20 protein-coding genes are annotated in these 19458 nt (G+C 54.6%); 1 reads left to right on the top strand and 19 read right to left on the bottom strand.

Translation table 11 applies throughout. The annotated features are described in order from the left end of the window. Positions 1–20: 20 nt before the first annotated feature. Positions 21–923, top strand: coding sequence for a glutamate/aspartate ABC transporter substrate-binding protein (locus SB13_RS10785; RefSeq protein ID WP_026740364.1), 903 nt, complete (start codon positions 21–23; stop codon positions 921–923). A gap of 122 nt (positions 924–1045) precedes the next feature. Here SB13_RS10785 and SB13_RS10790 read toward each other — a convergent pair whose 3' ends face one another. The 19 genes from SB13_RS10790 to plsX form a co-directional block, all read right to left on the bottom strand. Further along, on the bottom strand, positions 1046–1585 hold the full coding sequence (locus SB13_RS10790) for a glycine zipper 2TM domain-containing protein (RefSeq protein WP_036150315.1): 540 nt from the start codon (positions 1583–1585) through the stop codon (positions 1046–1048). A 335-nt stretch (positions 1586–1920) separates the two neighbouring features. Continuing rightward, a complete protein-coding gene (locus SB13_RS10795; RefSeq protein WP_026740366.1) occupies positions 1921–3228 on the bottom strand; it encodes an NAD(P)/FAD-dependent oxidoreductase in 1308 nt (435 codons plus the stop codon). A gap of 351 nt (positions 3229–3579) precedes the next feature. Then, positions 3580–4605, bottom strand: coding sequence for a beta-N-acetylhexosaminidase (gene nagZ, locus SB13_RS10800; protein WP_026740367.1), 1026 nt, complete (start codon positions 4603–4605; stop codon positions 3580–3582). Positions 4606–4643: 38 nt separating this feature from the next. Next, positions 4644–5492 (bottom strand): phosphotransferase, encoded by an 849-nt coding sequence (locus SB13_RS10805; RefSeq protein ID WP_026740368.1) that lies wholly within the window; start codon positions 5490–5492, stop codon positions 4644–4646. 6 nt (positions 5493–5498) lie between these two features. Further along, positions 5499–6080, bottom strand: coding sequence for a penicillin-binding protein activator LpoB (lpoB, locus tag SB13_RS10810; protein ID WP_026740369.1), 582 nt, complete (start codon positions 6078–6080; stop codon positions 5499–5501). A gap of 89 nt (positions 6081–6169) precedes the next feature. Next, positions 6170–6520, bottom strand: a complete 351-nt coding sequence (gene hinT, locus SB13_RS10815; RefSeq protein WP_026740370.1) for a purine nucleoside phosphoramidase — start codon at positions 6518–6520, stop codon at positions 6170–6172. Between the two features lie 72 nt (positions 6521–6592). Further along, positions 6593–7690, bottom strand: a complete 1098-nt coding sequence (locus SB13_RS10820) for a malate/lactate/ureidoglycolate dehydrogenase (RefSeq protein ID WP_051616480.1) — start codon at positions 7688–7690, stop codon at positions 6593–6595. A 153-nt stretch (positions 7691–7843) separates the two neighbouring features. Further along, complete coding sequence (gene ptsG / locus SB13_RS10825) at positions 7844–9277, bottom strand: PTS glucose transporter subunit IIBC (protein ID WP_026740371.1); 1434 nt, start codon at positions 9275–9277, stop codon at positions 7844–7846. 309 nt (positions 9278–9586) lie between these two features. After that, complete coding sequence (locus SB13_RS10830) at positions 9587–10390, bottom strand: metal-dependent hydrolase (protein ID WP_026740372.1); 804 nt, start codon at positions 10388–10390, stop codon at positions 9587–9589. An 18-nt stretch (positions 10391–10408) separates the two neighbouring features. Next, positions 10409–11422, bottom strand: coding sequence for a DNA polymerase III subunit delta' (holB, locus tag SB13_RS10835; protein ID WP_026740373.1), 1014 nt, complete (start codon positions 11420–11422; stop codon positions 10409–10411). Continuing rightward, positions 11422–12075 (bottom strand): dTMP kinase, encoded by a 654-nt coding sequence (tmk, locus tag SB13_RS10840; RefSeq protein WP_026740374.1) that lies wholly within the window; start codon positions 12073–12075, stop codon positions 11422–11424. Before tmk ends, holB begins: the two co-directional genes overlap by 1 nt. After that, complete coding sequence (gene mltG, locus SB13_RS10845) at positions 12065–13093, bottom strand: endolytic transglycosylase MltG (protein WP_026740375.1); 1029 nt, start codon at positions 13091–13093, stop codon at positions 12065–12067. Before mltG ends, tmk begins: the two co-directional genes overlap by 11 nt. 9 nt (positions 13094–13102) lie before the next feature. Further along, positions 13103–13903 (bottom strand): aminodeoxychorismate lyase, encoded by an 801-nt coding sequence (gene pabC, locus SB13_RS10850; RefSeq protein ID WP_026740376.1) that lies wholly within the window; start codon positions 13901–13903, stop codon positions 13103–13105. Between the two features lie 126 nt (positions 13904–14029). Beyond that, positions 14030–15271, bottom strand: coding sequence for a beta-ketoacyl-ACP synthase II (fabF, locus tag SB13_RS10855; protein WP_072000242.1), 1242 nt, complete (start codon positions 15269–15271; stop codon positions 14030–14032). Between the two features lie 78 nt (positions 15272–15349). Beyond that, positions 15350–15586, bottom strand: coding sequence for an acyl carrier protein (acpP, locus tag SB13_RS10860; protein WP_012765204.1), 237 nt, complete (start codon positions 15584–15586; stop codon positions 15350–15352). A gap of 153 nt (positions 15587–15739) precedes the next feature. Then, a complete protein-coding gene (gene fabG / locus SB13_RS10865) occupies positions 15740–16474 on the bottom strand; it encodes a 3-oxoacyl-ACP reductase FabG (RefSeq protein ID WP_026740378.1) in 735 nt (244 codons plus the stop codon). A gap of 12 nt (positions 16475–16486) precedes the next feature. Next, positions 16487–17416 (bottom strand): ACP S-malonyltransferase, encoded by a 930-nt coding sequence (fabD, locus tag SB13_RS10870; protein WP_026740379.1) that lies wholly within the window; start codon positions 17414–17416, stop codon positions 16487–16489. A gap of 20 nt (positions 17417–17436) precedes the next feature. After that, entirely contained in the window at positions 17437–18387 is a 951-nt protein-coding gene (locus SB13_RS10875; RefSeq protein WP_026740380.1) for a beta-ketoacyl-ACP synthase III, read from the bottom strand. A gap of 6 nt (positions 18388–18393) precedes the next feature. Then, positions 18394–19437 carry a phosphate acyltransferase PlsX gene (gene plsX / locus SB13_RS10880; protein ID WP_072000243.1) on the bottom strand — a complete coding sequence of 348 codons (1044 nt, stop codon included), beginning with the start codon at positions 19435–19437 and terminating at the stop codon, positions 18394–18396. Positions 19438–19458: the final 21 nt, after the last annotated feature.

The following is a 19458-nucleotide window of genomic DNA, read 5'->3' on the forward strand; positions in this document are numbered from 1 at the left end:
CATTAACCACGGAGTCCATAATGAAAAGAACGATATGGATCTCGGCTATTCTGGCCGGGATCGCTTGCCACGCAGCCTATGCCGCGGATACCAGCCCCTCGGCCACCGATACCTTGCAGAAAATCAAAGCACGCGGGTTGATTGTTGTCGGGCACCGCGAATCCTCCGTCCCCTTTTCCTATCTGGACAACGATCAGAAAGTCGTCGGCTACTCGCAGGAGTATTCGAATGCAATTGTCGATGCCGTCAAAAAACAGCTGGGTCTGCCTGATCTGGCGGTGAAAATGGTGCCCATCACCTCGTCCACGCGCATTCCTCTGCTACAAAACGGATCGATAGATTTTGAGTGTGGATCCACCACCAACAACGCGGAGCGCCAGCAACAGGTGGCATTTTCCAACTCTATTTTTATCGTAGGTGGGAAACTTCTGGTCAGGAAAGAGAGTGGGATCGGTGACTTTAAAGATCTCGCCGGTAAACCGGTCGTGACGACCGCGGGGACGACCAACGAAATCCTGCTCAACCAGCTGAATGACAAGAACGCGATGAAGATGCGCATCATTTCAGCCAAAGACCACAGCGATGCATTCAGAACGCTGGAGAGCGGACGTGCGGTCGCGTTCTATATGGACGATCCGCTGCTGGCCGGAGAGCGCGCAAAAGCCAAGCGACCTGACCAATGGGTCATCGTCGGCACGCCGCAATCCCATGAAGCGTATGGCTGTATGCTGCGTAAGGGGGATCCGGCATTCAAGCAGTTGATGGACTCGACGATTGCTCAGGCGCAGACCCAGGGCGAAGCGGAGAAGTGGTATCAGCGCTGGTTTACGCAGCCTATTCCCCCGAAAAACATCAACATGAACTTTGAGATGTCCGAGGATATGAAAGCCCTGTTCAAAGCGCCGAACGACCATATTCTGTGATGCACGACTTTCATCCCGCTCCGGTCATCGCGGAAAAAATGTAACCGGTTAAGCGTGCAGGTTCCGCCCAAACAAACCCTGGGCGGAACCTGTGTGGACAGCGAATGGCTTGGAGGAGCGGCTCAAATCTGCTCGCTCAGCACCAGCTGACCATTGCGGTCTAGCGGTATTTTCGTACCGGGGTCGCGTTCCATACGCACTTTACCTTCCTGTTCGCCTATCTTGTAGGTGACGTCGTAACCCAACACTTTTTGCGACTTGTCATACACCGTCTGACAACGCTGCTGAGTGGAAGAATACGTATCACGTTCCTGCATCTTGCCCTGCACCTGATTGCCCGCGTATCCGCCCGCTAAAGCACCGGCTACCGTCGCGACGTCACGGCCCCGACCGCCGCCGAACTGATGGCCTAAAACGCCCCCGGCAACCGCACCGAGCACCGAACCGGTAATACGGTTTTCATCTTGCACAGGCTGTCTGTGGGCCACCGTGACATTACGGCACTCCTGCCGCGGCGTCTTAACGGTTTCTTTAATCGGTGTAGCAGCTAACACCTGGGCATACTGCGGCTTCGGCGAGAAGACATCCATACTGGCGACCGCGGCCACACCCAGTGCGGCGGCAACGCCGATCCCCACGCCTGCTAACATTGACTTGTTCACAGGAAACCTCCTGAATAAATATTCACGCATTCTCCATCTCGCCCCAACGCCATCCTGTTGCAACAGACCTGTGAAGAGCGGTGATGATTATGCCGAAAGCGCCAACTTTCGGGTGATGTGACGTGCGCGCAACGCCGTTCGTAAACAGGGGGAAGTCTGCACAAAGTGATTTTGGGGGACAATAGGATTAATGAACCAAACGACGATCGACATCCGCAAACATTACGATTTGGGATTTTTCTTATCAATTTCAGCAAGAAAGAGTAAGCATAACTATTTACAAAACAATTAATTAATGCCGCCCATCATGGGGACAGGCGGCCAGGTTCAGGCTATCAGTGCAGTTTCAGCTTGGGCCGGATCACCCGGTTGATGCGTCCGACCAACATCATCAAACCGGTTCTCACATAGCCATGCAGCGCAATCTGGTGCATACGATAGAGCGAGATGTAAACGAAACGCGCAATCCGCCCTTCGACCATCACGGAGCCGCGCATCAGGTTGCCCATCAGGTTGCCAACGGTGCTGTAATTGGAAAGCGAAACCAGCGAACCGTGGTCTTTGTAGACGTAAGATTTCAGTGGTTTGCCGTTTATCAGCGCCATGATGTTATCGAAGCACAGCGACGCCATTTGATGCGCGGCCTGAGCGCGAGGAGGCACGAAACCGCCGCCTTCCTGCGGGCAGGAAGCACAGTCGCCCAGCGCGAAAATACTCGTATCGCGGGTGGTTTGCAGCGTGGGTTCCACCACCAGCTGGTTGATGCGGTTAGTTTCCAGACCGGCAATATCCTTCATCGCATCTGGCGCTTTGATCCCCGCGGCCCAGACCATCAGATCGGCATCAATAAATTCGCCGTCTTTGGTATGCAGACCTTGGCTCTCTGCACTGGTCACCATGGTTTTCGTCAGCACACGCACGCCGATATTTGTCAATTCCTGATGCACCGCCGAGGAAATACGCGGCGGCAGCGCAGGCAGAATACGTTCGCCTGCTTCGACCAGCGTGACATTCAGCGTCTGATTGTCCAGCGCGTTGAAACCGTAGCTGTTCAGCTGTTTGACCGCGTTATACAACTCAGCGGACAGCTCGACGCCCGTCGCACCACCGCCCACGATAGCGATATTGACGCGCTCTTTGCGGTTGGGATCAGCGTTAAATTTGAGGAACAGATCCAGCATTTCGTTGTGGAAACGACGCGCCTGTTTTGGGTTATCCAAGAAGATGCAATGTTCTTTAACGCCGGCAGTGCCGAAGTCATTGGAGGTACTGCCCAGAGCAACCACCAAAATATCGTAGGGCAGCGTGCGCGCGGCAACCAGCTGCTCGCCGGCTTCGTTACGAATTTCGGCCAGCTCGATCTCTTTTTGCTCGCGATTAATGCCCGTCAATGTCCCCATTTGGAACTGGTAGTGATGATTGCTGGCGTGAGCCAGATAGCTCAGGGAGTCCATATCATCATCCAGAGAGCCGGTCGCCACTTCGTGCAGCAGCGGTTTCCACAAATGGCTCGAATTGCGGTCGACCAGCGTAATTTCGGCTTTGTTTTTACGACCTAATTTGTGCCCAAGGCTTGTTGCAAGTTCTAATCCGCCAGCGCCACCGCCGACAATCACAATTTTTTTGATTGGCAAAGATGTCAAAATGACCCCCTGAAAATAGGTAAACCCACGGTTAACAAAGGAAAGTCAGAATATCCTTATATAACATGTGGTTCTATGAAGTTAGTCGGTATCTACGGGCAGGATATCATGGCGGGTCATATGGTCATACCAAAATTGATATATATCAATTCTTTTTGATATTTCTTAATCAGACGAGCAAAAATAGTTATTGATAAACAGCCAGTTAAAAAACTGAAACGATTCGTAAAACACCCGCAAGATGAACCGGTATCTGCGCGTATCAAACCCAGTGTGAAAGGGCGACATCAGCGAGGCGTCCCTAAGAAATGGAACGCCTCGCGGTGCCGTTTATGATAGTAAAGCGGTCGGCTACTTCGTCGCCTTAAGAGCCTGCCAGCGTTCGTTAAGCGTGGTCAATTGCTGACTCACTCGTTTCCAACGCGGGGAATCCAGCAGTTCACGACGCGTGAAATGGCCCTTGTGCAATAACCGCTCAAGGCCCGACACCTCGCGATGAGGTAAATGATCCAGCACGCTGACGGCCCCTTCGCGATGATTGCAGACCAGAATCATGTCGCAACCGGCTGACAGAGAGGCTTCCGCACGTTCGGGATAGCTCCCCATGACCGCCGCGCCTTCCATCGATAAATCATCGGAAAAGATGATGCCGTCAAATTTCAATTCCTGCCGCAAAACGCGTTTCAGCCAGTATGGCGAACCGCTGGCAGGCAGCGGGTCGCCTTCGGTATAAATCACATGCGCTGGCATGATCGCGTCCAGCTGTCCGCGATTAATCAATTCACGGAACACGGACATGTCCCGTTCCTGAATCTGAGCCAGCGGACGAGGGTCTCGCGGGGTCTCTTTGTGCGAGTCCGCGCTCACCGCGCCATGACCTGGAAAATGTTTGCCCGTCGCTTTCATTCCCGCCGAGTGCATGCCGGTGATGAATCGATCCGCCACCGCCAATACGGTTTGAGGATCGTCATGAAACGCGCGTTCGCCGATAGCGGCGCTCTGGTGACCAACGTCCAGCACCGGGGCGAAGCTGATGTCGATGTCCATAGCGATCATTTCAGCCGCCATCAGCCAACCACCCTCTTCCGCCAGTGCTTCCGCCTGCGCTAAATCGTTGAGTGCCGCGAAAGACTGTGCCGCCGGCAACGGAGTGAAACCGTCGCGGAAGCGCTGAACGCGCCCCCCTTCTTGGTCGACGGCAATGACCAGCGGCTGTCGCGCCGCCTGACGGATCTGACGCACCAGCTCGCCGAGCTGCTCCGCATCATGAAAATTACGGCTAAACAGAATTAAGCCGCCGACCAGCGGATGTGCCAGCACTTCGCGGTCTTCGGCATCCAGCTCGTAGCTGGCCACATCTAACATTAACGGACCCACAACAACCTCATTCATCTGTTTTTATTTGCCCGCCGAGCCTACCAGGGCAAGCCTAATTTCAACCGCAACGGCGTTGCGGCCTGCAAAAATGTCGTCTGGCGCGTCTGCTGCCAGCGAACTTCGTACCACATCAACATCAGGAAATCGACCCAGGGCAGCCACTGCGTTATCCGCTCGCTCAGTAATCGCGAGGACATGCCGGGCCAATGGCGGCAGTAATCGTCCAGAAACTGCTGCTGTTGTTCAGCCGCCAGCGCATTAGCGCGGAACAGCGCCGCTAGCTCCAGAGCGATGTCGCCATCGGCCGCATATTCCCAATCAATCAGATGCCAGGTTTGCGCATGATGGACGAGGTTGCCCGGATGTACGTCCAGATGCAATGGCGCGAGAATCAACGTCGGCGGCAAGGGGCGGCCTAGCAACCGTTTGAGATGACGCAGCAGGTTTGGCGTCCGCCGGGCGGGCGACATATTTTGCCAATGGCGAGCCAACAGCGCTTTCAATGGCAACGGAAAACCGTAGCCAGGTTGATGATGCAGCGCCGCCAGCTGTGCCGCCAGCTCACCGTTTTGCAGAAGTTCAGCAAACTGGGCGTCCGTGGCGACGGTTCCGTCCAGCCACTCCACCAGCAGCCACTTGCTACCCAGGTCGACGGGGCGAGGCGCCAGTCCGGCTTGGGAGAGCTGGCGCAAAATGCGGAACTCACGCCGACGATTACCGCCCAGTTGTGCGCCGTCACGCGATTGCCCTCGCGCCAGCCAGTCACCCTCCGGCGTATGCACCCGCCTGCTTTCTGAACTGAGCCCCCGCACCTCAGACAAACAAAAACCGGCGGTCAACGCCGGTTTTTGTCGTTCAATCAGCGCGAGGAGCGCTGATTGACTCATAGAGCCTTACTCATGAATCGTGCCGGTGCCGGACCAGACAATTTCGCCGGTCTGAACCAGCATCAATTGCAGCTCCAGTTCAGGGGATTTCACGTCGCCGCTGGCGTCGCTGTAAAGCACATACTGCGCCCCGACGTAGCGAGCCAGTCCAATCGCTTTGCTGCGCGACCCCAGACTATCTTCTGCGGAAAGGCCCAGCGTCTGCCGCGCCACGCCCAGTTGCTGGCGCGACACCAGCGTGAACACAGGGTTAGACCCCAGCGCATTGTAAAGCGCCGCGGTCGCTTTTCCGGTCTGCAGTGAGCCGTTGGTGCTGTTCTTCACGTTATCAAGCAGCAGCAAGCTGCCTTTGGTGACCCCTTCCGCCTTCAACATCTGATCCACCAATGGTGAAACGCTGGCCTGCCAGTCCAGAGACTGAAGTTTAGGCGGTGAAGGAACAGGCTCAGACTGGGGGGGCAACGGCTGCGAAGGCGCCGACGGCTCCGCCGGTTGAACGGGAGCAGGCGGCTGCTCTGGTTGTTGCTGACGGCTGGTACAGCCCGCAGCGATCAGCGCAAGCAGTAATACGCCGAGATATTTCTTCATGATTTTCCTCTCAACAAACCCAAGCAGAAACGACGACACGCTAATAAGCCACAACGGTATCGCGACACTTTTTGTGACAACGTCACAAATCAAATAGCCAGTAATGGACCCAACGCACAGCCGCCCAGTAGGTGCATGTGCACATGGTAGACTTCTTGCCCGCCATGACGGTTACAGTTGATGACCAGGCGATAGCCATCTTCGGCGATCCCTTCCTGCCGGGCGATTTTGCCCGCCACCGTAATCATACGTCCCAACGCGGCTTCATGCTCGGCGGTGGCGTCGTTCACGGTAGGGATCAGCACATTCGGTATGATGAGAATGTGGGTGGGTGTGCGTGGCGCGATGTCACGAAACGCGGTGACCAAATCGTCCTGATAAACCACATCCGCTGGAATTTCCCGGCGGATAATTTTACTGAAAATTGTTTCCTCAGCCATGATAACTATCCTTTGTTTAGCCGCGCCCTCTGGCGCATCGTTGTGAAGTATGAGCGATAAATCTGATGGTTTTCAACCATCTTCGTTTTTTATCACCGCATTGGCGAATGACAGAGCAAACGCGGTTTCCGGCATCCCCAGTGAATAACCCGCCTCGACAATCTTTCGCCACTCCTGATCGGAGAGAGTAATGCCATCAGCCATGCGCTCGCGGCAAGCAATTATTTCCGGTTCACCCGCCATCAGGATAGGCGCGGCAGGATCGGGAGTGCGCGAAGAGCGTACGTAGTCCAGCATGGCATCATATTCCCGACGCAACCACTCCATACCAACCAGTTGAGCAGGGTCGATCACGATGGTCGTCATATTATTAACGATAGCCCCGGCACGTTCGTTTTCCGGCTGGATAGTTCCGCCGCCGGACAAGATCCCCGCCAGCAGTTCTGCCGCCATAATTAATCCCCCGCCCTTGTGTCTGGCAATGGGCCGCAGCGCGCCGGGACGCGCTTCATCCCACATCACGCTGGGATCGTTGGTCAGACGCCCCTCATTATCGAACATCACCTCTTCATCGAAGGTTTTTCCCGCCAGATAAGCCACCCGCGTTTTCCCCAGGGCGACCATGCTGGTTGCAAAATCAAGAATGAACGGCGGATTTTCGCTGCTGCCTGGGAAAGCAATACAGATAGGATTAGTGCCGAAACGGCTTTCGCTGCCGCTGAACGGCGCCACGATGGGCGGAAGATCGTTAACGTTGACAAAGTGGATGGCGATCAGGCCCTCATCGGCCGCCATTTCACCATAGGTTCCAATGCGCCCAAGGTGGCAGGTCGACGATAGCGTCATCAGACAGACGCCCGTCGTTTTGACGCGATCGATAGCCGCCTGCATGGCCTCTTTGCCCGTACGCTGACCGAACCCGCGGTCGCCGCTAAACTGCAACACGGCCCCCGCGTCTTTGATCAGCCGTGCAGGCGTATTGGGATGCATAGCCCCTTGCCCGATGAAGCGGACATACTCCGGCAACATCCCGACGCCGTGGCTATCATGCCCTTTCAAATTAGCGCCAACCAGATGCGCCGCCACGCAATCCGCTTCACTTTCATCACATCCAAGCTGCTGCAATAACTGCTGTGCCACCTGCGTTAAACGTTGTGCTGATATCTGCATTGTCATTTTCCCAAGTGTAAGTGATGGGATTATCCTACTGCCGAACCTCACCTCGGGGGAATGCTCTTGTGTCGCCGCATAATCCACGCAGAGTTCGCGGCCATAAAAAAAGGGGCTTGCGCCCCTTAGTTTGATACGTGTGAAGTGTGACTATCAGCTGTTACGGATAAAGTCGTCCATATCCGTTTTCAGGTTGTCAGACTTGGTGCCAAAAATAGCCTGCACGCCGGAGCCTGCGACCACCACGCCCGCTGCACCCAGGCTTTTCAGACCCGCCTGGTCTACTTTAGATACGTCCGCCACGCTCACGCGCAGACGAGTGATACACGCATCCAGGTTAGTGATGTTGTCTTTACCGCCAAACGCAGTGACCAGCGCCGCCGCCATTTCGCCGCCGCCGGCAACTGATTTATCTTCTGACGCCACTTCACGACCCGGCGTTTTCAAATTCAGTTTGGCAATCAGTACGCGGAAGAGCGTGTAGTACACCAGCGCGTAGCCCAGACCGACGATCGGGAACAGCCACAGTTTGCTGCCGTTACCGCTCAGGACGATGAAGTCGATCAAGCCATGCGAGAAACTGGTGCCGTCACGCATTCCCAACAGAATACAGATCGGGAACGCCAGTCCAGCCAAAATCGCGTGGATGGCATACAGCAACGGTGCGACAAACATGAAGGAGAATTCAATCGGCTCAGTGATCCCGGTCAGGAATGCCGTCAGCGCGGCTGAGATCATGATACCCGCGACTTTGGCGCGGTTTTCCGGTCTTGCAGAGTGCCAAATGGCAATCGCTGCCGCCGGCAGACCATACATTTTAAACAGGAAGCCGCCGGACAGTTTACCCGCCGTCGGGTCGCCCGCCATGTAGCGAGGGATATCGCCGTGGAAAACCTGACCCGCAGCGTTAGTGTATTCGCCGATCTGCATCTGGAAAGGCACGTTCCAGATGTGGTGCAGACCGAACGGCACCAGAGAACGCTCGATCAGACCATACAAGCCGAACGCCACCACCGGGTTCTGGTAAGCGGCCCACTGAGAAAACTCCTGAATAGCCGTACCAATCGGCGGCCAAACGAAAGACAGCACCACACCCAGCAAAATTGCGCACAGACCAGAGATGATCGGCACAAAACGCTTACCGGCAAAGAAGCCCAGATATTCCGGCAGTTTGATGCGGTAGAAGCGGTTGAACATGTAGGCCGCGATAGAACCGGCGATGATCCCGCCGAGAACCCCGGTATCCGCCAGATGCTTCGCAGCAATTTCCTCTGCGGGCATGTGCAGGACGAGCGGTGCGACAACGGACAACGTTTTCACCATGATGCCATAGGCAACGACGGCGGCCAGGGCGGAAACCCCGTCGTTATTCGTGAACCCCAGCGCCACGCCGATCGCGAAAATCAACGGCATATTGGCAAAGACAGATCCACCCGCTTCCGCCATGACGTGGGAAACGACTGCGGGCAACCAGCTAAAATTGGCCGCACCGACGCCCAGCAGAATACCTGCGATGGGCAGCACGGATACCGGCAGCATTAGCGATTTACCTACTTTTTGCAGGTTTGCGAATGCATTCTTGAACATAATTGAGTGTGCTCCTGAGTGATAGTGCTTTGCTTCTGATACGTGATGCGAAGGTGGGAGGATATCCTTCAGAGTGCAAGGATGTCGCCGCATCCTTTTATTTTTTACGCAGACTAAAATAAATACTGCACCCAATGTTTGATAGCTGTCACGTTTCAACACAACAACACGCTGTAAATATTACGGAAGTTGCATTTTTTGTGATCAACATCTAAAAACGGCAACAAACTCCAGGAATTTTTCTGGAGACAGGCTACCCAACCGCCTAATTAATTACGAGGTCCAAAAAAATCCAACCATTCTCATTCACTATCTGGCAGGGGTCAACCGCGCAGGATCAATGTGGAATAGGTCCGCAAAGTTGTTGCTGGTGGTCTCCGCCAGCGTGTCGAGACTGACGTTTTTAAGCACCGCCAGATACTCCGCCACATCGCGGACATAGGCCGGCTGGTTCTCTTTACCTCGGTACGGCACCGGCGCCAACCAGGGAGAATCTGTTTCGATTAGCATGCGATCTAACGGCACATACCGCGCCACTTCTCTCAGCGCTTCCGCCGTACGGAAGGTCACGATACCGGAAAACGAGATATAGAATCCCATATCCAGCAGCTTTTCAGCGGTATCTTTATCTTCGGTAAAGCAGTGTAAAACCCCGCGGCACTCGTTGGCTTTTTCTTCCGCCAAAATCGCCAGCGTATCGGCGCGCGCTGAACGCGTGTGAACGATGATCGGCTTATTCAGCTCGCGTCCGATGCGAATATGTTCGCGGAAGGAGGCTTGCTGACGGCCGATGGCGTCCGGGTCCTGTTCATAGTGGTAATCCAGCCCCGTTTCACCCAGCGCGACCACCTCAGGCAATGCGGCCAGCTCACGCAGCTCAGCGTAATCATAAGGTTCTTCCATGCTGAGGGGGTGCACGCCGCAGGAAAAGGCAACGTTGTCCCTTTCGCCGATCAACGTTTTCATCGAACGGAATCCCGGTAAGGTGGTAGCGACGGCCAGGAAGAAACGCACATCCCGCTCTTCGGCTTTCGTCAGTACATCAGAGACGTCTCGGTGCAGAGACTGATAATCAAGACCATCGAGATGGCAGTGGGAATCAACAAGCAACATAGTGGCTATCCGATAGTTTTAAGCAGTAAATGGATGAGGTAATCGAGGAGACGGCACAGATAAACTCTGTTCCCAATCGAGCAACAGCGAAGTGAGCAGCAATTCGCGATTGGCTCCCGTGATGGTGCGCAGCTGGTGGCGACACTGCAGCCAACGACGCAGCGCGAACAGCAACTGGTCAGGCGTCAGCGCCCTCGCCAGCTGTTCAACCAGCGTAAGCTGATCCTGATTGACCAGGTGTGAACTTGCGCTCTGGTGACATTTCAACGCGTCCAGAAATAGCGAGGCAACCCAGTGAATACGCTCATCGGTGTCATCCCCATTGAGCGGCGTCACCAGAGACAACATGTTCCGTTGCGCCAGACAACCCGAAAGCGACTGACACAGCGTGAGACGCGGTTGCCATTGTCCCGGTTGCAATAGATGCTCCGCCGCCAGTGGCGCGCCCGCATAAAGTCGCAGCGCCGTCCGTAACGCCGGCTCGTCCGTATGTCCGCGCTGACGCAACCAGTGCATGGCATGCGCCTCTTCGGGGACAGGCAAGTAGTAATAAGAACACCGGCTGCGCAGCGTCGCCAACAATCGCGACGGCTCACGGCACCCCAGAATGAAATAGGTGTCCTGAGGCGGCTCTTCCAGCGTTTTTAATAAGGCATTGGCCGCCGCTTCGGTCAATAATTCAGCCTGAGGCAGGCTAACGACTTTCGCCCCTCCCTGCCGCGAGCGCTGATAGACTTTTTCTAGCACCGCCCGCACGGCATCCACGCCCAGGCTTTGTTTGCCTTTTTCTAAGGTGAGAGTGTGCCAGTCCGGATGCGTACCCGCGCTCATTAACTGGCAAGCGTGGCAATGCCCGCAGCTTTTCATGCCCTCCGGCTGTTGGCACATCAGCCAGCGGCTCAAGGCATAGCTTAAGGAGGATTCGCCCATTCCCGCCAGCGCATGGATGAGCAGCGCATGGTGACCCCGACCAGCCTGATGTTGGGTCAGCAGTTGGCGGTAGGGAGCATTTAGCCACGGGTACCACTCCATCAGCCCGGTTCTCCGCATGTCAGGCCAAGATGCGTCAGCCACTCGGCAAGCGCCTGATGAATGTCGTGACTCACGTTTTCCAGCGTTTGCCCGGCATCTATCGTCACAATACTCGGGTCGGCAGCGGCCAGCGCCTGATAACGGGCTCGAGTGCGATCAAAGAATGCCAGCGACTCCTGCTCGATACGGTCAAGTGCTCCGCGCTGACGCGCACGCTGTAAACCGACGGCCGGGGGAAGATCGAGATACAAAGTCATATCGGGACGAAAATCGCCCAGCACCGTGTCACGCAGAGACGTCATCAATGTTTGATCGATCCCGCGACCGCCGCCTTGATAAGCCTGAGAGGAAAGATCATGACGATCACCAACTACCCAAGCGCCCCGCTGCAACGCGGGCTTGATGATGTTTTCCACCAATTGCACTCGCGCTGCGTAGAGCATCAACAGTTCGGCCTTATCCGTCAGTTTTTCGCCTTCGACACCCTGTTTAATCAGAGTACGCAATTGCTCGGCCAGCGGGGTGCCGCCCGGCTCACGGGTGAAAACAACCTCTTCAATGCCAAACTGGCGCAAGGTTGCCACCACCACGTTGCGAGCGCTGGTTTTTCCGGCCCCTTCCAGCCCTTCGATGACGATGAATTTACTGTGCATGCTTTTCCTTTACGGCTACCGACGCGTTACGGTATTCCCGCACCGCGCGATTGTGGTCGGATAAATTGGTGGTGAACGTGTGTCCCCCCTTTCCATCCGCGACAAAATAGAGATAGTTTGTTTTTTCAGGATGCGCCGCAGCTTCCAGTGACGCTTTGCCCGGCATGGCTATCGGCGTCGGCGGCAGGCCGCTAATGACGTAAGTGTTGTATGCTGTCGGCGTATCCAGTGCGCTGCGCGTGATGGTGCCATTATAGCGTTCTCCCATGCCGTAAATCACCGTGGGATCCGTTTGCAAACGCATTCCCACGCGCAAGCGGTTGATAAAGACCGATGCAATCAATGCTCTTTCACTGCCGATTGCCGTTTCCTTTTCGATGATTGACGCCATCGTCAGCAGCTCTTCTTTATTCTTGTATGGCAGACCGTCCTCGCGCCCCTGCCAGACTTCGTCGACGATTTTATCCATCCGCTGGAGAGCGCGCGTCAGTACGGTTTTATCCGTCATACCCGCGGTGTGTAGATAGGTGTCCGGGTAAAACCAGCCTTCGGGGTTGGGCCGATCCTTGATACCCAGCGCTTCGGCAATTTCCTGGGGGTTCTTCCCGGTCAGCATTTTTTTAAGATACGGCGCCTGCTGTAGGGTTTCCAACCAGTCACGCAGTCGCGATCCTTCCACAAACCGAATGGCGAACTGCGCTTCTTTACCGCTGTCCAGTAGGGCCAGCATCTGCCGAACCGTCATTCCGGGTTGCAAGCGGTAGGTGCCGGCTTTGAAATTGCCCAGCGCCGGTTCCAGCCGCAATAGTACGGGGAAGCGCCAGCTGGCAGACAGAATCTTCTGTTCCGCTAGTTGCTGTTCAAGCGCTTCATGACCGGCTCCCGCCGGGAGAGTAAAAAGGGTTTCCTGAGTGATCTTGAGCGGCGAGGCAGCGAACTGCTGCACCTGTTTCCACAGGATGAAAGCCCCTACGACCACAAGACCGATGCAACCAATCCCAATTTTCATTCTCTTCATAACATTCCATTACTCACAGTTAGGGCTCAGGAAGTCATAGAGATCTCGTGAGCGATAACACCAGGCTTCGGCCCGGTTGACAGAAATTAATGGCATCAAAGCATTACAAATAAGCACTTCGTCAGCCGTCGCCAGGGCGTCCAGCGGGGCGGCGACAACTTGCAGCTGATAGTCTGATTGTTCCAGCAATTTCACAATATGGCGTCGCGTCAGGCCATCGACGCCGGACTGCGAAACATCCGGGGTAAAAACTTGATTGCCGCGCCGCCAGAATAAATTAGCCGCACAGCATTCCACTAGCTTGTCGTGGGTGTCAAGCACCAGGGCCTCGTCAGCGTTCTGCTGGTCAAGGTGCCGGCGGATCATCACCTGCTCCAGACGATTCAGATGTTTTATGCCGGCCAGGAGTGAGCTCCTCGCTAATTTTATCGGGCTAAGCGCCAACACGATGCCATCCCGACGCCAGTTATCGTAATGTGCTGGGTAATCAGTGTGCATAACCATCCGGACCGGGGCGATACATCCCTTCGGACTGTAGCCCCTTCCCCCCATGCCACGAGTCACGACGGCTTTTACCACGCCCCTCGCCTTCCCCTCAGCAGCCTGTTGCATCTCTGCCGACAACAAGTCCCAGTCAATATCCGGAAGCATCAGCACCTGTGCCGCACGTTGCAGTCGCTGAATATGACGTTCGAGCCATACCACACGTCCGTTGAGCACCCGAGCCGTGGTAAAACAGCCGTCGCCGTACTGTACGCTACGATCAGAAGCGGGCAAATATTGGTCTAATACCCCATTAATCAACCACATAGATTCACTTCCACTTTATGACGGAAAGAGTGAGCTCAAACTCACGACCAAGGAAAATTAACCTTAACCTATTTTATTCAGGCAAAAAAAAGCCCGGAAGATCCGGGCTTTCATCAAGCACTCACGTCAGACTTTGCGGAAGACCAATGAACCATTGGTGCCACCGAATCCGAATGAGTTACACAGCACGTATTCCATGCCAGAAACCTGACGAGCCTCATGAGGCACGAAATCCAGGTCGCAACCCTCATCCGGGTTATCAAGGTTGATCGTCGGCGGAATCGCCTGATCGCGCAGCGCAAGAACACACATAATGGATTCCACTGCGCCAGCCGCACCCAGCAGGTGACCTGTCATTGACTTGGTCGAGCTGACCATCACGCGGGATGCGCTATCGCCAAAGACGGATTTCACCGCCTGAGTTTCGGCTTTATCGCCAACCGGGGTCGACGTGCCGTGCGCGTTGATATAGCCCACTTGTTCTGCGGTGATATTAGCATCGCGGAACGCATTGACCATTGCCTGCGCGGCGCCAGCACCGTCTGACGGCGGTGACGTCATGTGGTACGCATCGCTGCTCATGCCAAAGCCGGTGATTTCAGCATAAATTTTGGCGCCTCGACGTTTAGCATGCTCGTACTCTTCAAGCACCATAATGCCCGCGCCGTCGCCCAGTACGAACCCGTCACGATCTTTGTCCCACGGACGGCTCGCCGCCTGCGGATCGTCATTGCGGGTTGAAAGGGCACGGGCTGCGCCGAATCCACCTACGCCCAGCGGACTACTGGCTTTTTCGGCGCCACCGGCCAGCATTGCGTCAGCATCGCCATAAGCGATGATACGGGCAGCATGTCCGATGTTATGTACACCAGAAGTACAAGCAGTCGCGATGGAGATGCTTGGTCCCTGCAGACCAAACATGATGCTCAGATGACCGGCAACCATGTTCACGATAGTGGAAGGGACAAAGAAAGGACTGATTTTACGAGGGCCGCCACGAACCAGAGCCGCATGGTTTTCCTCAATCAGTCCCAGACCGCCAATACCCGAACCAATGGCAGCACCAATACGTCCGGCATTGGCTTCTGTGACTTCGAGGCCCGAATCTTTCATAGCCTGAATACCGGCCACGACGCCGTACTGAATAAAAGCGTCCATCTTGCGAGCATCTTTACGCGAGATGAATTCTTCACAATTAAAATCGTCAACTAAGCCAGCAAAACGTGTTGCATAGGCACTAGTATCGAAATGATCAATGGGTTTGATACCACTCTGACCGGCAAGCAAAGCCTTCCAAGTTGACTCAACTGTGTTGCCGACAGGAGATAACATGCCCAGACCAGTCACAACTACACGACGCTTAGACACGCTGATCCTCCAGGGAGGGAAAATACTGAGGTATTAAAGGAAACTTAGGCGGTCGAATGACCGCCTAGATATGTTCATTTACTGCTGGTTTGCCTGGATGAAATCAATTGCTGCCTGAACAGTAGTGATTTTTTCGGCTTCTTCGTCTGGAATCTCGGTATCAAACTCTTCTTCCAGAGCCATTACCAGCTCAACGGTGTCAAGAGAATCAGCGCCGAGGTCATCAACGAAGGAAGCATTGTTTACTACTTCTTCCGGCTTAACACCCAGCTGTTCAACGATGATTTTCTTAACGCGTTCTTCGATAGTGCTCATACTCTTAAATTTCCTATCAAAACTCGCTTTCGCGATGGTTTTCGTAGTGTATAAAATGTTGAAAAAGATGCAACAAAATCAGTACTGGTCGAGCCAGGATTTTGTGCTTTTTGCAGATTTCGCTGCAAAATGAAGCAAATACGATCTGACTTATCAGATCATATACATGCCGCCATTAACATGCAATGTTTCACCGGTGATGTAACCCGCTTCTTCAGAAGCTAAGAACGTAACAGCACAGGCAATTTCTTTCGCATCGCCCAGACGTCCAGCAGGAACACCAGCCAAAATGCCCGCACGCTGCTCGTCTGTCAATGCTCGCGTCATATCGGTTTCAATAAAACCCGGAGCCACAACGTTGACGGTCACGCCACGCGAGGCCACTTCCTGCGCCAGAGATTTACTGAACCCAACCAGTCCGGCTTTAGCGGCCGAATAGTTGGACTGCCCAGGGTTACCGCTGGTGCCAACCACAGAGCCGATAGTGATGATACGGCCGAAACGCTTTTTCATCATGGAACGCAGCACGGCTTTGGACAAGCGAAATACGGAACGCAGGTTCGTATCCAGCACATCCTGCCACTCTTCGTCTTTCATGCGAATCAGCAGATTATCTCGTGTGATGCCCGCGTTATTGACCAAAATGTCGATATCGCCGAATTCTGACTTGATAGCAGCCAAAGTCGATTCGATCGAAGACATATCCGCGACATTCAGGACATAACCTTTACCGTTGCCACCCAGCCACTCGCTGATATCAGCGGCACCTTTTTCACTCGTCGCCGTCCCCATTACCTTCGCGCCACGCGCGACCAGTGATTCAGCGATAGCACGACCGATGCCACGGCTGGCGCCGGTGACAAGAACAATTTTTCCGTCAAAGCTCATCATCTATTCCGTTTATTGATCAAGGGCTGTTGATAAGGAAGCAGAATCATTGACTGCCGACGCAGTCAGCGTATCTACGATTCGTTTGGTCAGTCCGGTAAGTACTTTACCCGGCCCAACCTCTAAAAGCTTCTGCACGTCCTGAGCGGCGATGTACTCAACGCACTCCGTCCAGCGGACAGGGTTGGAAAGCTGGCGTACCAGCGCACTGCGGATAGCTTCCGGCGAAGTTTCAGTCCGGACATCTACATTGTTCACAACCGGAATTTGAGGTGCGTTGAATGTGACGCCTTCCAGCGCTTCCGCCAGCTTGCGTGCAGCAGGCTCCATCAGGGCACAATGAGAAGGTACGCTGACCGGCAGCGGCAGCGCGCGTTTCGCCCCGGCGGCCTTACAGGCTGCGCCAGCGCGTTCGACTGCTTCTTTATTGCCCGCGATGACGACCTGTCCCGGAGAGTTGAAGTTCACCGGCGAAACAACCTGCCCCTGAGCGGATTCCGCGCAGGCAGCAGCGATAGTGTCGTTATCAAGGCCGATAATGGCATACATAGCGCCTGTATTTTCCGGCACCGCTTCCTGCATCAGCTTGCCGCGTAACTCCACCAGACTGACCGCCTGTTTGAAGTCCATGACGCCAGCGCAAACCAAAGCGGAATATTCGCCCAGACTGTGGCCCGCCATCAGTGCAGGTGCTTTACCGCCCTGCTGCTGCCACGCACGCCAAGTGGCGACTGATGCGCTTAACAGCGCTGGCTGCGTCTGCCAGGTTTTGTTTAACTCTTCCGCCGGGCCCTGTTGAGTCAGTTGCCACAGGTCATAACCTAAAACGGAGGAAGCTTCATCGAATGTGTCCTTAACTATCGGATTCGTCTCCGCGAGTTCAGCCAGCATACCGACTGATTGGGAACCTTGTCCCGGGAACACCATTGCAAAATGAGTCATAGTCAGAAAGTCCTGTTTTATCAAAAACGTACCAGAGCAGAACCCCAAGTAAATCCACCACCGAACGCTTCAAGTAATACCAGCTGTCCGCGTTTGATACGTCCGTCACGCACGGCTTCGTCCAACGCCGCAGGGACTGAAGCTGCAGAAGTATTGCCATGGCGATCGAGCGTGATCACCACTTTATCCATGCCCATGCCCAACTTTTTGGCCGTCGCATTGATAATACGGAGGTTCGCCTGATGCGGAACCAGCCAATCCAGCTCGGCTTTGTCCAGTTTTGCAGCCACCAGGGTTTCTTCAACGATGTGAGCCAGTTCTTTAACGGCGACTTTGAACACTTCGTTGCCGGCCATTGTCAGGTATTCCGGCGTTTTATTGGTGCGTGCCTGGTACGGCAAAGACAAAAGCTGGCCATAGCGGCCATCGGCATGTAGATGCGTAGAAATGAGGCCCGGCTCTTCAGAGCGAGATAAGACTACCGCGCCAGCACCATCGCCAAACAGAATCAGCGTTCCGCGATCTTCCGGGTCCAGCGTGCGTGTCAACGCGTCAGAGCCAATCACCAGCGCGTAATCAACAGCGCCATTCTTGACATACTGGTCAGCTACACTCAGTGCGTAGGTGAAGCCTGCGCAGGCAGCCGCTAAATCGAAAGCGATGGTGTCCTGGATGTCCAGCATCTGCTGAATCTGGCAGGCTGAACTCGGGAATGCATGACTGGAAGATGTCGTTGCGACGATCAGCAGACCGACTTTGTTTTTATCGACATCGGCCATCTCGAGCGCTTTTTGCGCCGCGCGGAAACCCATGGTGGCCACACTTTCGTCCGGCCCAGCGATGCGACGTTCGCGGATACCGGTGCGAGTGACAATCCACTCGTCTGACGTATCCACCATTTTCTCTAAATCAGAATTCGACCTGATTTGTCCGGGCAAATAGCTTCCCGTTCCTAAAATTTTTGTATACATGTAAGCTCAATCACTCTTGGGTAATACAGACGTGAGTCGTGCAGCGATCCTTTCAGGAATCTGCCGTTGTACCGTCTGCACTGCCTGTTCAATCGCTACCGCAAACGCATTCGAGTTTGCAGCTCCATGGCTCTTTATCACTGTCCCACGTAATCCTAGCAGACAAGCCCCGTTATAGTGGTCAGGGTTCAGGTGGCCAAAACGTCGGGAAAGACGTTTTTGCAACCAGCGTCCCAATAATTTCAGCCACCAAGACTGTTTTTGTCTACGATCTGAACCTGAGGAGGATTTCAGAAGAGACAGAAACATTCTAACGACGCCTTCCATCGTCTTAAGCGTGACGTTGCCAACGAACCCATCACACACCATGACATCCGTTTTACCTGTCAGCAACTCGTTGCCTTCCAGATAACCGATGTAGTTGATAGACGATGTCGCTTTCAAACGCGCGGCAGCTTCGCGGATATTGTTCAGCCCTTTACTTTCTTCTTCGCCAATATTTAACAGCGCTACTCGGGGGTTGCTGAGCCCCAGAACCTCTTCCGCCATGACCGCGCCCATCACGGCAAACTGCACGAGCATGGTGCTACCGCACTCAACGTTCGCGCCGAGATCCAGAACAACCGTCTTACCATGCTGTTGATGCGGCAAAACCGTCACCAACGCCGGACGTTCAATACCATCAACCGGCTTCAACAGCAATTTGGCTAGCCCCATCAGCGCTCCGGTATTTCCAGCACTCACGCAAGCCTGCGCACGCCCTTCCTTGATCAACTCCAATGCAATTCGCATGGAAGAGCCACGGCTAGCGCGTATAGCTTGAGATGGTCTGGCATCGCCCGCGATTACCGTTTCAGCCGGTACGATTTCCAAACGGGAAGACAGGGAGGAATCGACTTTGCTAAGTAATGGAGTGAGCGTTGTAGGATCGCCAACCAGCAGCAGATAAAGATTTGGATTAGAAGCCAGTGCCTGCAATGCAGCAGGCACTGTTACGCAGGGGCCAAAGTCCCCGCCCATTGCATCTAACGCCAGAGTCAGGCGTGTCAAAGCATTTCCTTGCGATTAAGC

Source organism: Lonsdalea quercina subsp. quercina (assembly GCF_000688695.1).
GTDB lineage: Bacteria > Pseudomonadota > Gammaproteobacteria > Enterobacterales > Enterobacteriaceae > Lonsdalea > Lonsdalea quercina_D.